Annotated in this window: 11 protein-coding genes and 1 tRNA gene; 2 read left to right on the forward strand and 10 right to left on the reverse strand. The window is 46.2% G+C overall.

Features of this window, described 5'->3' with window-relative positions:
* Positions 1–75 precede the first annotated feature (75 nt).
* The 3 genes from EL84_RS07140 to EL84_RS07150 all read right to left on the reverse strand — a co-directional run bounded on the left by EL84_RS07140 (position 76) and on the right by EL84_RS07150 (position 5564).
* Positions 76–4035 (reverse strand): S8 family serine peptidase, encoded by a 3960-nt coding sequence (locus EL84_RS07140; protein ID WP_053061407.1) that lies wholly within the window; start codon positions 4033–4035, stop codon positions 76–78.
* 391 nt (positions 4036–4426) lie between these two features.
* Positions 4427–5197 (reverse strand): class I SAM-dependent methyltransferase, encoded by a 771-nt coding sequence (locus EL84_RS07145; protein WP_047841196.1) that lies wholly within the window; start codon positions 5195–5197, stop codon positions 4427–4429.
* Positions 5198–5490: 293 nt separating this feature from the next.
* A tRNA-Arg gene (locus EL84_RS07150) sits at positions 5491–5564 on the reverse strand.
* Between the two features lie 442 nt (positions 5565–6006).
* Here EL84_RS07150 and EL84_RS07155 point away from each other — a divergent pair.
* Positions 6007–6300 (forward strand): DUF4870 domain-containing protein, encoded by a 294-nt coding sequence (locus tag EL84_RS07155; RefSeq protein ID WP_017692583.1) that lies wholly within the window; start codon positions 6007–6009, stop codon positions 6298–6300.
* A gap of 171 nt (positions 6301–6471) precedes the next feature.
* Here EL84_RS07155 and EL84_RS07160 read toward each other — a convergent pair whose 3' ends face one another.
* Positions 6472–6828 carry a hypothetical protein gene (locus EL84_RS07160; protein ID WP_036605881.1) on the reverse strand — a complete coding sequence of 119 codons (357 nt, stop codon included), beginning with the start codon at positions 6826–6828 and terminating at the stop codon, positions 6472–6474.
* A gap of 31 nt (positions 6829–6859) precedes the next feature.
* Positions 6860–7159 carry a hypothetical protein gene (locus tag EL84_RS07165; protein ID WP_047841197.1) on the reverse strand — a complete coding sequence of 100 codons (300 nt, stop codon included), beginning with the start codon at positions 7157–7159 and terminating at the stop codon, positions 6860–6862.
* 192 nt (positions 7160–7351) lie between these two features.
* Here EL84_RS07165 and asnB point away from each other — a divergent pair, with 192 nt between their 5' ends.
* The gene (gene asnB / locus EL84_RS07170; RefSeq protein ID WP_047841198.1) at positions 7352–9196 is read left to right on the forward strand and encodes an asparagine synthase (glutamine-hydrolyzing); all 1845 of its coding nucleotides are present in this window, start codon (positions 7352–7354) and stop codon (positions 9194–9196) included.
* A 146-nt stretch (positions 9197–9342) separates the two neighbouring features.
* Here asnB and EL84_RS07175 read toward each other — a convergent pair whose 3' ends face one another.
* The 5 genes from EL84_RS07175 to EL84_RS07195 form a co-directional block, all read right to left on the reverse strand.
* Positions 9343–11040 (reverse strand): methyl-accepting chemotaxis protein, encoded by a 1698-nt coding sequence (locus tag EL84_RS07175; RefSeq protein WP_047841199.1) that lies wholly within the window; start codon positions 11038–11040, stop codon positions 9343–9345.
* Between the two features lie 411 nt (positions 11041–11451).
* Complete coding sequence (locus EL84_RS07180) at positions 11452–12312, reverse strand: STM4011 family radical SAM protein (protein ID WP_047841200.1); 861 nt, start codon at positions 12310–12312, stop codon at positions 11452–11454.
* On the reverse strand, positions 12309–13697 hold the full coding sequence (locus tag EL84_RS07185; RefSeq protein WP_047841201.1) for an STM4012 family radical SAM protein: 1389 nt from the start codon (positions 13695–13697) through the stop codon (positions 12309–12311). Before EL84_RS07185 ends, EL84_RS07180 begins: the two co-directional genes overlap by 4 nt.
* A gap of 47 nt (positions 13698–13744) precedes the next feature.
* On the reverse strand, positions 13745–14530 hold the full coding sequence (locus EL84_RS07190) for an STM4013/SEN3800 family hydrolase (RefSeq protein ID WP_036605877.1): 786 nt from the start codon (positions 14528–14530) through the stop codon (positions 13745–13747).
* On the reverse strand, positions 14523–15770 hold the full coding sequence (locus EL84_RS07195; RefSeq protein ID WP_047841202.1) for an STM4014 family protein: 1248 nt from the start codon (positions 15768–15770) through the stop codon (positions 14523–14525). Before EL84_RS07195 ends, EL84_RS07190 begins: the two co-directional genes overlap by 8 nt.
* Between the last annotated feature and the right edge of the window lie 4 nt (positions 15771–15774).

A 15774-nucleotide genomic window follows, 5' to 3' on the forward strand; every position in this document is an offset into this window, starting at 1 on the left:
ATGGAGGCCGTTTATGCATAGAACAATTCCTTCATTAATTGAATCCATTTTAATCAATTTCAATGAGGAATGAACTTACTTCACTTTTACCTTAATCGTGTCTGTGCTGGTAACTCCGGCTGCGTTAATTAACTCTGCCCGATACGTATACGTGCCCGATGTTTTCCCGGACAGTGTAGTCACAGCAATTTGCGCATTAGGTGTAGCCGAACGGAGTTCTTGCGTATCGATCAACTTATCATTTTCATAGAGACGATACTCTGTAGCGTTGGTCCCCCACCACAGGTTCATGGTCACCTTATAATTGCCATCGCCATCCCAGTTATCGTGAGAAAGAACCGCTTTGCCTGGCGTTGCGTTGGTAACCCGAACAGTCAACGTCTGACTACGCGTTGTTCCCTTGTCGTTAGTCAGCTCAGCCACGTACGTATACGTGCCGTTGGCTTTGCCCGTGATCTTCGTCTGAGCAAACTGCGCCCAAGGTGCGTTGTAAGTCAGCTTCTGCGTATCAACCAAAACCCCGTCCTCATATAACTTGTAACTAGTTGCGTTCTCGCCCCACCACAGGTTCATTGTAACGATATACGCGCCCTCTGGTAAGCCGTTGCCTACCCAGTTATTGTGAGACAATACAGGCGTACCTGGGGCCTTAGTTGCCGGAGTTTCAGGTTCAGTCTCCACGGCTTCCAATTTCAGTGCCGTATGGGCTGTACCCGAAAGCCCCTGTTGGTCTTTTACCGTAAGTTCAACAACATACTCGCCTGCTTCAATTCCCTCCAAAGGAAGGTTGAAGGTACCATCAGCTTGTACTTCAAAGACTCCTTCTTTATAAACCGATCCACCCTCTTTTTTCACAACATACGTTGCTTCCAGAGAAGCGGCCGGATCAAACGTGATGTCCCATCCGCTGGCAAGCGCAGGAGCTACACGGAAGTACAAGTCTTCCACGCTACCGTTAAGGACAGCAGACTCATCCTCTTTGAACTCCAACGCTTCTGGTGCAGTTACAGCCGGAGCTGTCTTTTTCACCAAAAATGGCGAAGTGTCTTCCTTATAGGTTTTGCCGTCCGTACCAATAGTAGTGATGTCTACGGTATATAAACCATCCGGAATCTCAGTCACTTCATCGGTTGTGTAATCTGCATATGAGCCGTCCCAAGCAAGGTTGTATCTTGCATTGGCATTGAAGTTAAAATAGTTACCAAAGATGGAGCCGATATAACCATCTTGATAATATCCACCTTCCGGATTAAGACCATCATAGATCTCAATCAGGGCAAAAGTCATTGGATTATAGAATTCCATCGCTACATTAAGGGTATCCAACGTACCATCAGCCTTCAATGGATAGTGGAATGGATTTTTTTCAGTGCCTTTTACGGTTTCAATATATTTAACCCCACTCAACGTAACGTTGAAATGAGCAACATATGGCACAGTAAAAGTATTGGTTCCGTTTGAGAATTCAATGTATCCTTGTGCTTCTGTAGTCGCAGTAACCCCTCTTGGAACGGTGATTGTTACTGCAAGTTCTTCCTCACCATTCAGTGTGAAGGAACTCTTGTCTACCGCAACGGATACACCAGCGACGTTACGAGTTGGATTCACATTTACGGTGTAATCCCCGCCACTACCATTCAGCGCTTCAACTTTAATCGTTTTGGTAATCGTCTTTTCATCTGTACTTAAGAAATTACCGTAGTTGATACTTCCGGTGATATTCTCCTTTTCAACAACAGAGCCACTTTCTGTGTATTGAGTCACATCAAGCACTTTGACAAAAGCAGCAGGATCAATGGTGTTGACAGCCTGAATACGGCCAGCACCTTGATCAAATACATCAAACTTGGTTGTATCCAGCACTTTACTATTGTTCATCAGTGCAACTTTGATATCAAATGGTGTCCATTCCGGATGCTTCTCGATCAGCAACGCAATCAAACCTGCTACATGAGGTGTAGCCATACTTGTACCTGATTTACGATCATAAGCTTGTGCGTAATCTGCGTCTGGCTCATCCTTGCCGTACGCAGGAATGGTAGACAAAATGCTTGTACCTGGTGCAACAATATCCGGTTTGATGTCCAGCGTTACCTTTGCAGGTCCACGTGAACTGGATGAACTCATTTCATCGCCCGGAGTTTGGGAACGTTCAAAATCACTAAAGCTCACTTCAACGGCTTGGCCTGCGTCCAGCTCAGCCTTGATCACATCTCCATCTTCCTTGGACATGCTCAGTGTTGGAATGAGTTCAAAGTTATCTCCCAGACTTACACCGATTGGACCGGGAATGTTGTTATATACAATAACAGCCAAGGCTCCGGCTGCTTTAGCATTGGCGATTTTCTCTACAAATGCGAGTTCACCACGCTGTATTAATGCCACTTTACCTGTAAAATCCTTGCCTTCAAAATCAGTTGGCTTACCCAGTGCTGCATATTCAAGCTCATATTTTCCTGTCAAAACAGTTTCAGGGTCCGCTGAAAGGCTCCATCCCATCAGATCCAGACGGTAAACCGACTCTGTAATAGCCAGTGGAGCTTCAGTCGGAGCAATTACAGACTCTTCTTCCACAGGGGCAACTTCAGGAGAAGCTTCAACAGGTGCAGAAGGTGATACAGATGGAGTATTTTCTTCTGTTGTAACCTCTTCTACATTCGGAACTTCAGCTTCGTTAGAAACTGTGTCCTCCACAGCCGCTGCACTTTCCTCATCAGCAGTTGCAGGTACACCTTGCTCTGAAACTTCTGGTGCTTCTGTTCCAGGTGCCGTCCCCAGTTCAGGAGATTGTTCAACCTCTGGCACCGGTTGTTGTTCAGGTTGTGCCTCTTCGCCTTCCTCACCAATCCAGAAGTGAGTATCGGCTGTAATCAGCTGGCTAGGTCCTGTAGAGTTACCTACCGTAATGGCCATTGCAGACGCACCCGGAGAACCGAGTGTATAACGGTTAGGTCCACTGTTACCACTTGCTACAACCGCTGTCACACCAGACAACATCGCATTGTTCAGGGCAACTGAAGTAATATAACTTGGGTCGTTGGCGGCGTTACCCAACGAGAGATTGATTACGTCCATGCCATCTTGAACAGAACGATCAATTCCGCCGAGTACCCATGAGGTTTGACCACTACCATACGGTCCAAGTACACGGTAAGCATAGATATCTGCTTCAGGAGCAACACCAACAATACCGTAGTCCCCCGCCTCGCGAGCAGCAACGGTACCCGCTACGTGCGTACCGTGAGATGTGTAATAGGGGCTTCCAAGCTCGTTAAGCTCAGGCTCGCCCGATCCTTTCCATTCTTGATATGTTGTTTCATACGGATCATTGTCGTTTCCAACAAAGTCCCATCCGCCTTTGTAAGCTTCCTGCAAATTAGGATGTTCATAGTCAATCCCAGTATCAATGACGCCGACTTTAATGCCATTTCCTTTGTAACCCAGATCCCATACTTCAGGTGCACCAATAAAAGGAGCTGTGTCTTTCATGTACGGGTTCACTTCATCTGTCTCGGGCGCTATTGTAACTTCAAGGTCTGGATATACGCTGACCACGCCAGGTATTTGAAGCAATTGTCCCACCTGGTTTCCTTTAAGCTCAATCGCTACACCATTCAGGGCATATGCATATTCTTCCAATACTTCATGTTTGATTTTCTTCTGAGTGAGGCTATGTACAAATGACTGTTGTTGTTGCTCAACTTGAGTCACAGCCTTTGTTTCCATAGAGGAGGTAAAAGATTTTCCGGAGAGGGTTGATTCACCTTGCGCTACTGCAACAGGTTTATTGGAAAGCTCAACGATCACTCGGGTGTTCTCGCCACCCAGACCTTCCAAGCTTTTATCCAAAAATGGATCTGCGGCAAGTTTTGCTTCCCGTCCTGCAAGAATCTCTCTCCATTGTTTGGCTTCGGCTGTACTGGGTAAGTTGTCAAGCTGAATAACTGAATCTGCGGGAGCGGCTCCAGCCGCGGGGAGAATAATGGAAAAGACCATCAGAACACTTAATAACGTGGATAACAATCGTTTACTCAAGGCTTTGCCCCTCCTTTTAAATGTGAATACGTCACCAAATGATGGGTTCCTGCTGTTTGTGCGTACTGCAATACACACTCCAATTTCACCGCCTATCTGCAAGAAGATTGACCCTTGGTAAATTATTCTATCAAAATACCACATTTTCCTTCTAAATACTTACAAATATGATATAGAAATTACTTATATGGGTCTTGAGTATGATAAAAATATCCATTTGTAATTATTTGTCGTTTGAATATTTCATTTTTGAAATAATGCATCAAAAAAGACCAAGAGCCTCTTTATCCGAAAGAGGCTCTTGGTGTATAGGGGAAGCGTGGTTAGTATACAAAGAATACCGGAATTCGTTTAACATCGATAAAATTGCTACATATCACGAAATTTTACTTTATTCTGGCTTCACGGCTTCAATACGCAGGCGCTTGTAATCGGCATACATCGCATCATCTTTCCAAAGGTGAGACATCACGATCTGACTGGTTTCATGGCATATTTGTTGTATCTCTTCATGACTGAGACTCTCAAAATAGTCCCCTCCAAAATGAGCCAACCAGCCTACTATACCCTGCTCACCATCTGCTAGTCTCGTAGGACGGTCGTAGTGATAGGCCTGTCGCACCACAAATCCACGTTGCTCTAAAATATGGCTATATTCTCCGATCGAAGGAAAGTACCAAGGGTTGCGTTCCGATGCACGAATGCCCGTGTTTCGCTCCATAACCTGCTCTAATGCATTCACAATGGTCTGCACGTTCCCTTTACCACCGAACTCTGCGACAAAACGCCCTCCGGGCTTCAAAGATTTCCATATACTATCCACCACTAATCGCGGGCTTCGCATCCAGTGCAGGGCTGCATTGGAGAAGACTGCATCATACAGTCTATTCGTCTCAAACTGATGACCGTCTCCTTCCACGAACTCAAGTTCAGGGAATTTCTTCCTCGCACGGCGAATCATGTCCGTCGATGCATCCATGCCAATAACTTCAGCTTCGGCCAGAGAAATTTCATGCGTCAAATCCCCCGTCCCGCAACCCAGATCAAGGATGTATTCCCCTTTTTGGGGTTGAAGCCACGAAATCAAGTTTTTGCCGTATCCGGACACAAAAGCCAGTTTGTTGTCATACTCATCTGCTTGCCATTGATTTAATGATTTCATAGATACCACCGTCGCTTTCGTTATTGATGTCCTCATTGTGGCATAGAATTGTTTATTCTTTAAATATATAAATTCTATATTATTTATAGGTATAACCAATAGAAGACTTCCTCTGAACGCAAAAAACTTCCCAAAGGAAGTTTCTTTTTAATACGTCCCAGGAGGGATACTCTCCTTCCAGTCGAGACTGCGATGTAGTGCTAACGAAGCGGATGCTCCGACGAACCATTGGGGGTTCTCTTCCCCTGAACGAAAAAGAAGAAGCTTCCCGAAGGAAGCTTCTTCTTTTTTTACGTCCCAGGAGGGATTCGAACCCCCGACCGACGCCTTAGAAGGGCGTTGCTCTATCCAGCTGAGCTACTGAGACAAATATGTATAATAAATTTTCGGCGCGGTTCTTATTATACTCTGATTTCTATATTTTTCAATAGTTTTATAAAAAAATTAATAATTATACTTAAATACAGGTTCAAAAAGTCCGGTTTTCAGTACCGAGAAGATGGAATGAAGCTAGAAATGGAGTAGCGGAGCGTAGGCAAACTACGTGAGCAACGGACATTTCGGCTGAATTCCATATTCGATGTTGATGATGCCACTAGGCATCATTCGTAATCAAAGGCGATAAATGTACTTTTCGGTGTTATTCTCATACTTCAGCCCCTTTGAGAATATGATAGCTTGAACCAGGTTATATTGAGGAGATTGGGACATTTAGAGTAAGATTAACATCAGACATTTTCAATGTCAGAATTGCTGGGTAATCTTTTGCATACATACATTTCAATGATCCATTGAAGGAGAGAATCGTCATGAGACAGCTTTTATCAGCCCTATCCTATTTCAGTATTTTCTTTGCCCCGTTCCTGTTTCCGATCATTATATGGATTGTTGCCAAGGATGATTACATTGAGGGACATGCAAAACGCGCCTTATTCTCACATGTATTCCCCTTTCTCGCTGCCATTCCGTTATTTTATTTCTTCGTGACTGCGCATAGTCTGGGTTCCGCCGTTGGGTTTGTCATTCTATTCTTTGTGATTTACGGATTAAGCTTTGTGTACAATGTGGTTAAAGGGATTCAAGTGCTGCGCGAGTATGCTTGATCACATCTCCACCTGATCTGACCATCGCATAACAAAACCCGCCGTTCAACAACGGCGGGTTTTTCCAGTTACAAATACAGTCAGAGCAACCAGCAACAGGTCACATCTACATATAGCTCAACATCGAACTCTATCCCACTATCGCCACATGTGTTGCTGGAGCGTTACCTGTTAAGCCTGCCCGATCAGATAACGCTGAAGTGTTGGACCAAGCAAACCAAAGGAAAACAACTCACTTTGAAACCGAGCTTTATCTTCTTCTACTGTCATACCTTCGCTGTTCTCAAATGCGGTATCTGTCGCCTCTTCAAACGCAGTATGCATATTATTGTTATACCAGTCGATCGCCGAATCGGAGTGATTGCGTACAATCCGAACCACTTCCAGCGAATTTCCGGGCTGTGTTGAAGCCACGTATACAAGTAACGATGGATCTCCGGCATTTCCAGGCTGCACTTCAACCTCTGCACAAGACAATCCATCCACCTCGGTTAATCTGCGTATTTTGGCATCTTGAATGGCATACATTCGTCATCGCGCTCCTTTTCCTTTGTGCTTATCATGTACTTTGTTCAATCTGGTATCGTGTCTCTGGTGTGCCCAATCGGTAAATCTCTCGATACACCTGTTGTAATACCGTTTCATAAGCTTGGTTTACGGACTCCTCCGGTGTATCTGGCCATGGGAATACCATGCCAGGAAAGGCCTCTTCCTCCTTTTCCTGCATGAGGCTCAGCAGTCCCAGTAATTGCTCCGCTTCCTGCGGCGTTGCCTGAATGATCCATTCATATGATGTTACCGACGGATCCGGAATAACGGAGCGGCCCATGACAGACACATAATACTTCATACTGTCCATTGCATGTTCTCTCCTTCACAGGCATGTTGAGGCCGTTGTCCCTAGAACTAGTTTCCGAAGAGGACAGACATTTTATGCCTGCTTTCGGCATATATTTGTTACGACCTCTGACGAAAAGACAACATTTGCTGGTTGCCAGTAACTAAGCAGCCATACGGATGAATGACTCGACCAAGAAAGGATGAACAAACCATGTGCGGTATTACCGGCTTCATACAGTGGAATCGGGATTTGACCCAGGAATCAGAGCTGCTGGTCCGTATGACGGATAGCTTGTCGAACCGGGGGCCCGACGCTTCAGGTACATGGATCTCCAATCCTTGTGCCTTTGGACATCGGCGTCTTAGTGTAATGGACCCCGAGAACGGCGCACAGCCCATGCATGCGTTACAGGGAGATACCTCCTATACCGTCGTGTATAACGGAGAACTATACAATGCACCCGAGTTGAAAAAGGAATTGCTCCAGCGGGGGCATCAGTTCCGCACGCAATGTGATACGGAAGTGTTGCTCGCCTCTTATATTGAGTGGGGACCGGCATGTGTTGACCGGTTTAACGGTATTTTTGCTTTTGCCATATGGGATGGGGGACACGAACAGGTTTTTATCGCACGAGATCGCCTTGGCGTGAAACCTCTGTTCTACAGTAATAACAAAGACACTCTCGTATTTGGTTCAGAGCCCAAAGCTCTGCTTATTCACCCGGATGTGGAAGCCGCTGTGGGCCCGGAAGGATTGGCCGAAGTGTTTATCGTAGGGCCTGCACGGACACCAGGACACGGCGTATACTCTTCACTAAGCGAACTCAAGCCTGCGCACGCGCTGATCTATAACCGAAACGGTATCCGAACCTATGCCTACTGGAAACTGGAAAGCCAGAACCACGAACATAACCTGGAAGAGACGGCAGCAGAGGTACGCTCTCTCTTGCAAGATACACTGGAGCGCCAGTTGGCTTCGGATGTTCCAGTATGCTCTCTTTTATCAGGAGGACTGGACTCCAGCGCCTTGTCTGCATTAGCCGTTGATTATTACAAGCGAACCGGGCAAGGCCAAATCAGTACGTATTCTGTCGATTATGTGGATAACGCCAAGCATTTCCAGGCGCATTCCTTTCAGCCGGGTGCAGATGGACCCTGGATTAAGCGAATGGTGGATGAACTCAAGACCGACCATCACTGGATTGAGATTGAGAACGGAGAACTGATTCATGCACTGACACAGGCCATGTTAGTCAGGGATCTGCCAGGTATGGCAGATGTAGACTCCTCGCTCTATTTGTTCTGTAAAGAAATCAAAAAAGGGGCCACCGTTGCCATTTCAGGCGAAGCAGCGGATGAAGTGTTTGGCGGTTACCCCTGGTTCCATCGAGAAGATATGCTGAACTCCGGTACGTTTCCGTGGTCTGTAGCACCTGATATGCGAGCAGCGTTGTTATCCCCGGATATTCGGGAATGGATTCGGCCACTCGATTATTTGGCAGACCGCTATTCGGATGCAGTGGCTGAAGTGCCTCTGTTGGATGGGGAAACAGGTAAAGCTGCACAAATGCGGGTGATGTCCTACCTGAATATTACACGTTTCATGCCTACACTTCTGGATCGCAAAGACCGGATGAGCATGGGGGCAGGACTGGAAGTGCGGGTACCTTACTGTGACCATCGTCTGATCCAGTATGTGTTTAACATCCCTTGGGAAATGAAAATAACGGGCGGACGGGAAAAAGGTATTCTGCGTAAAGCACTCGAAGGTGTCCTGCCTGACGATGTGTTATATCGCAAAAAGAGTCCGTATCCGAAAACACATAATCCGCAATATCTGGCCGCGGTCAAACAGCAGGTACTTGATATCCTGGATGATCCCACTTCGCCGATTTTGCCTTTGATCGACAAAACTCAGATCAGGAATCTTGCGTCTTCACCAGATGCAGCTTCCAATCTCCCCTGGTTTGGACAGTTAATGTCGGGTCCCCAGTTATTTGCTTATCTGACTCAGATCAATACCTGGTTGCGGACATATAAAGTCGCTATTCGTTAAGATCAAGTTATGCATTGATTCAGCATGATGAATTATTTAAGGGTGCCCAAACAGTAACTACTGTGTTTGGACACCCTTTTATTACTTTTTATAAGAATCTCTGTACGTATGCGCTCGTTCTTCATCCACATTCCACTCAGTTCGATTTATTGCACTTTGAAACGACTGACGGTCTGTTGCAACTGTTCTGCCATCAAGGAGAGATCATTGGCTGCGGAAGCAATCTCCTGCATCGCAGACAACTGCTCCTCTGAAGATGCACTCACTTCTTCTGTTCCAGCGGCCCCCGTTTCGGTCACTTCCATGATTGTTTTCATAGACCTATTAATCTGTTCTACCCCTGTTGACATTTGCTCAATTGAAGCAGAGACTTCCTGTGTTTGCCCCGCTACGCCCCCAACCGCTTTACGAATTTCATCAAATGTGGCTCCCGCCTGGTGAACAAGTGTAATCCCCTCTTGAACCTCTGCGGATACAACCACCATAGATTCAGCAACATTTCGCATTCCCTTCTCAATCGATGCCACCAATGGAACAATTTGATTAGCAGAAAGCGCAGACTGCTCAGACAGCTTCCGAACCTCTGTAGCAACAACCTGAAACCCTCTTCCCTGTTCGCCAGCTCGTGCAGCCTCAATAGCAGCATTAAGGGATAGGAGATTCGTCTGTGCTGATATTTCCGAGATGCTGTCCACCATTTTCACAATATCCTGAGAGTGTCTGCTCAGTTCCTGGATCACGACCGACAGATTCGACACCGTCCCTTGTATAGAATTCATTTGACCTATCGCAGACTGAACTGACTCGCTACCCGATATTGTTTTTACGGAGACTTTGGTAGCTTCTTCAGACATATGGAGTGTGTTCTCCGTAACTTGTTGAAAGCCTGTCGTTAACTCATTCATCGTCTGGAATCCATCACTCGCCATTCGAACCTGTGTATCCATACCTGTTGCAATCTCACCCATTGTGATGGCAACTTGCTCTGTGGCGGTTGCTGTCTGTTCGGTGCTTGCCGTCAACTCCTCTGAAGAGGCAGCTACCCGTTCTGCACTGTCTCCTACCTGATGAATGAGTGCACGCAAATTGGCAGACATGATATTAAAGGCTTGGGCGAGATCACCAATCTCATCCTTGTTACGGACCACAATAGGCTCACCAGTCAGATCTCCGTCTGCAATCCGGCTCGCGGATTGGGCAATAGCAGCAACAGGCAAGGATATCATTCTGCCAATGACATACGCCACAAGTGCCCCGATTAGAAGAGAAGCCACTCCAATAATTGCAATCCACCTAAGGACCTGCACAATCTGAAGATTAGCCTCCACAACGCCTGAGTTCATGGCATCTTGTTGATGCGTTTCCATACCTTCCACAATGCCTTCAAATTCAGAGATCAGACTTGGGGCTGTATCCTTCAGTAATCTTGAGATTTCACTGTTATTCCCCTGTCTTGTCAATGTCATAATCTGCTGCGCAAGTTCATAATATTGGCTCATCGCTTCATCCGATCGTGAAAGGTAATCTTTCATCTTTGAACTTGAAACTGATGATTTTAATTCTTCATTTAATGCTATGTAATCTTCATAAGCTTTATTAAATGCCTGTTCGTTCTCCGCACTGTCTTCCAGAATATAATTTCTCAAAGCAATCTGCTGTGATTTAAGATCAATCGACATATTTTTAATGAGTAATAGTTTGCTTGTTCTATCATTAATTAATTCTGTATACGTTTTCTCAACGGCTATAAACTGCGTATATGTTATAACCGTTATAGCCACCAATAATAAAAGCACAGATGAGAAACCCATAAGTAATTTACGGCTAATTGAGATTTTTTTCATGTGTACTCCCCCGAAAGTTCAGATAACGTGCATGATACTTCCTACCTCCACCCTCCTTTCAATTAAATTGAGACTTTAGACCCAATTAAAAATATAATTCGCGATTATATGTACAAATACTATTCGTAACAGGGTCTTTTTTCCTATTCATACTAACCCATAAAATATAAAATTTGAATCATAAACTTAAAAATATTATTTTTCAAAATTGTCAAGGCCCTTTTAATAAAGAACACAAACACTAACTCTAGTCCGGTAAAACAAAAAAACACCTTCCAGAAGGCAAGTCCAAACCAAAGGTCTGATCCTGCCTATACTAAAAGATGCGTTTGAAGTTACGCTGATATGTGGTTTAGAAACGAATAAACATATTCCAGCTCCCCAGTGGAATAGCTAAATATGAAATGCCGGTCAACGAATCAATACCGGATTTCGTTCAAGCAGCCCGCTGCCAAACGTTTCTCTGAACGGGGAATCCTCCATATGGATATAACCGATGTAACAGCCACATTTTTTCATGCGGCAAGGCCGATCCTCAGACAAAGCCTGCAAACCATCGCGATATAGATGTCCAATGATTCGTCGATCCTTGTAACATCTCTTCACATGCCCGGACCCCTGTACATAAAATACTTCCGAACCGGCAGCACATCGTTTGCCCAAGCTCTCATAATCCTGCAGATTACCTTCAAAAAGCGGATCAAGCCCACGTAAAAACTGAATCTCTTCCGGCGTGTAATACTTGGGCCGATCTTTGAAGGCATTAACCCACATATACACATCATCCGGCAAAGCCTGTCTCATGGACTCGATTGCGGGGAAAGCACTACGGAGTCCGACAGTACCGACACTAAAAGCAAGTCCCATCTGACGCAAGGTCAGACATTGTTTCACAAAAGAAGCCTCTTTTGTCTCACGAGGATGGTACGTCGCCCAAAAGGCCGCTTTATTCGCATCCAACTCCCTCGCCCAATCCAGTTTGACGGACAGGTTGGTTTGAATTGCAACTTTATCCACATGTGGCATATGTGACAGCTCAACCATCGCTTCCCGGTACCAACGACGCACCAAAGCTTCACCATAGGGATTAAAGAAAATCGAAAATTGATGCCCGGCACTCTCTTGCTCCCTGACCCAATTCACAAATTGACGCAATTGTTGTTCATCCACTTCCAACGTCTCTTTGGAATCCACGGTTTTGCTAAAAGGGCAGTAGGGACAGTCGTAATTACAGGAAGACAACTTCCCCCGATAATACAAAGTCGCTCTCATGAGAAAACAAACCCTTCCATCTGTTCGCGAATTTCGGCAGATATAAGCCAATCTCCAATCGCATCGGAGTAACCTAGTCCTTCTTCTGTCAGACGCAGCACCTGATTGCCCTCATCACTCTCCAACTCCGCCATGCCCTCTGTCAACAGTTCAGCCAACCAGACATAGTCGGACATCACATCGGTACCAAAGCGCTGTTGGTAGTCAGACAACGTCAATCCCTCCCGATGCAGCAAGGCTTTCAGAATAAAGCGACGTCTCTGTTCCTCACGGCTTAACACGATACCATAATCCGCCACATCGTAGCGCTCGGTCGCTACATAATCGGCAATGATGCTTTGTGTGGCCTTGTAACTTACGCCGTACTTGGAAGCATAATGTACCTCACTCGTATAAGAGCGTGCGCCACATCCCAGACCAACCATGCCCTCCTCCTGACAACTATAAGGCAGAAGCACTTTGGACGACGACTGTTCCTTGGCAAATCTGCGCATCGAATATTGCACATAACCTTTACTTTTTAAAGTCTCACGTGCAGCTTTATACAGTTCCATCCGAATATCAGGTCCCTGACGGCGAATGTCATCAGGCTTCACGATTGTATTTTCCCGTGTATACAAGGGATAGATAAAGATTTCGCCCGGTTCGTAAGCCAGAACTCTTTCCAATGAATAGATCCACGATTCCACCGTTTGACCCGGCAAACCATAGATCAGATCCAGATTTAACAATGGGAAATCATACCGAGTAAGCTTCTCAAGCGCTCGTTCAACTTCCTGCGGTTTTTGTGGACGATAGATGGCAGATGCTTCAGCTTCAATAAAACTCTGGATACCCATACTGACACGATCCACACTTCGTTCCTTCATGATGGCCAGCTTGGCTTCCGTAACGGTATCCGGCGACGTTTCCACTGAAATCGATGCTTGCGCAGGGTCCAGCCCCATCACATGTTCAGCAATATCAAACAGACGATTCAACTGAACCTCATTTAATAATGTAGGCGTTCCCCCACCAATCGCGAACCGCGAATACGGTCTTCGAGATGTAATAGGTGCCCACTGCTTCGCCTGACGTTCCAGCGCATCTACATAGCGTTCATGCGTATCTTCCCGTCGATCCGGCAGTGTAAACAGATTACAGAATCCGCAACGAGCAGCACAAAAGGGAATATGCATATATAAAAAATACGTATCGGTATTCTCTCGTTCCCACAGTGGCCCTAACGGCAGTGGTGGGTCAAGCTCCCGATAGGCGGTCTTGTGTGGGTACGAGTATAAGTAAGAACGATAAGGGAATGCCAGTACTTCACTGAGACTTGTAGCTTTATCGGATCCGGACTGTGTGGAATGGCCTGTTGTTGTATGTTGTATATGTTTCTCCATCGGTTTCCTCCTGTCTCCGGTTGTTGTCCTCATAAGATCAATACATTCTATACTAAAAATTCACGGTAAGGCACCGTCCAGACGACATCATGCGCAAGCCGGTGTCCTTGATACCCGTCTTCACCGTAAGCTGTACCATGATCGGAAAAAGCCAGGCAATACGCAGGCCGGGCGCGTTTCCTCATCGCCTCGAACAATGGTCCAAGAGCCTCATCTACATATCGAAGTGCAGCACGTTGAGTCTCCACCGAGTCCTCCTTCGCTCCTTCTACAAAGTAACGATTGGGTCCATGAATGGCAGACACGTTCAAAAACATAAATATCTTTTCATCCGGCGCTGTCTGTTCAAGTAGCTTTAATGCATGCTGTACCTGATGCTCTGTCGATTTGGGGTTGGTTACCCCAAAGTTCATTCTCCAGTAGCTGTGTTGGAAATAGCCAGGCAATACTTTCGCAAGCGGGTTTTTTTTCGTAAAAAAGATGACGCCGCCAATACAGATGGTACGGTAACCTTCAGCCGCGAACCCGGATACGATATCCGGTGTATCAAACAGCCAGGTGTGCGGATGTGTTTTGAGCCCAGTATTTCGGGAATGAAATAGCCTTACATGAGATGCCTTATCTGTATTGGCAGGAGTCGGCATAAAACCACCAAAAAAAGCATGGTGTGCCGCATATGTAAAACTGCCTGGGGTATGACGCTTCTCCCACGGACCCGAACCACACAGATTAGGACAATTCTCCTCTTCCAGCTTGGCTACGTCATAGCGTAGCGTATCCAGCGTAATCATTAACAGATCATGGGAGCCCACAATGGTGTTCATATCAGGCATGTTGAATAGGCTCCTTTCGTAAAAGTTCCATTTCCCACTCATAGGTTCCGAGGCCATGATGCTCAACCCTGTATAACAGATCTCCAAATGGATTCACATCCAGCACATAGGCACGCGGATTCGAACCACTAGTAAGCATCACATCAATCCCGGCTGACCACGAGTTGGGAAATGCAGACATGGCTGCTTGCGCTGCCAACCGTACCAGCGACATCCGCTGTTCATCCAGGCCTGCTTCAGCAGGCAGCATACGCTCATTGCGCAGATGCAGATTGGTAATCGGGGTACGGCTCAGCCGCATAATCGCATGACCTGCCTGTCCACCCGCAACCAGTTGGCGGATATCATAGGCCCGCTGATCAAGCGTGGCTTTTGGCATCCATCGTTCAATCTGTGCACCTTCTGCACATAACCAGTTCATCAGCGTAGCAATCTCTTCACTGCGGGTATACTTGCGTAGACGTCCTTCATTGAAGAAAATCGTCTTGCCCTGTCTCTGTTCCATCCCCATCGTTGTTACAGCGATTTCATCACCCGTTCGAGGATTGACTTGATAGGCAACAACTCCTGAAGCCCCGGAGCCGCACGCAAGCTTCACAAACACACGATGCATCTCGGCAGACTTCATTGAGCTACGCAGGTCCATATAATTACGGATTGGCCGCGAAAATTGCAGCGCCGGAGGTACATCAACTCCATGTGAAGATAGATGTTGCTGACAAGTTCTCTTGTCAAACATCAATTGGATATCGGCGGGATCATTCATGAATCGGACTTCAGACCATATCTCCCGAGACTCACGGCCGATTCGATCCAAGCATGCTTTCCAGCCACGAAACCACTGGGCGGGAGCATAGATTCTTCCCCACTCCTGTTCCAGCGCAAGTGCCTGTTCTGCGGAAAATGCTTCTGTACCCATCCCAGCCGTTAATGTTGACGAATCATTCATAGCTCCAAGGAACAGTAGTTCACGCTCCACGTCCCAATCCTCACCAGGAGCATCAATCCGAATCAGGGGTACAGGCAGATTGAAATCTACTGTATCAGCGATGGTTCGTCCGTGTCTCCAATTCTGGAGCAATTGAGCATATGGCAGTACAACCGCAGGTTTCAGACCCAATCTATGCCTAGCCTCTTGCAGCCCTTGTGTTCGTCGGTTATCAGGGTTTCCGATCAATAAAAAGGGCTGATCTTGCGTTAGATCAGGTACATCTATTGGTTGATGCAGGCTTTCATTCATTTCC

Source organism: Paenibacillus sp. VT-400 (genome assembly GCF_001029205.1).
GTDB lineage: Bacteria > Bacillota > Bacilli > Paenibacillales > Paenibacillaceae > Paenibacillus > Paenibacillus amylolyticus.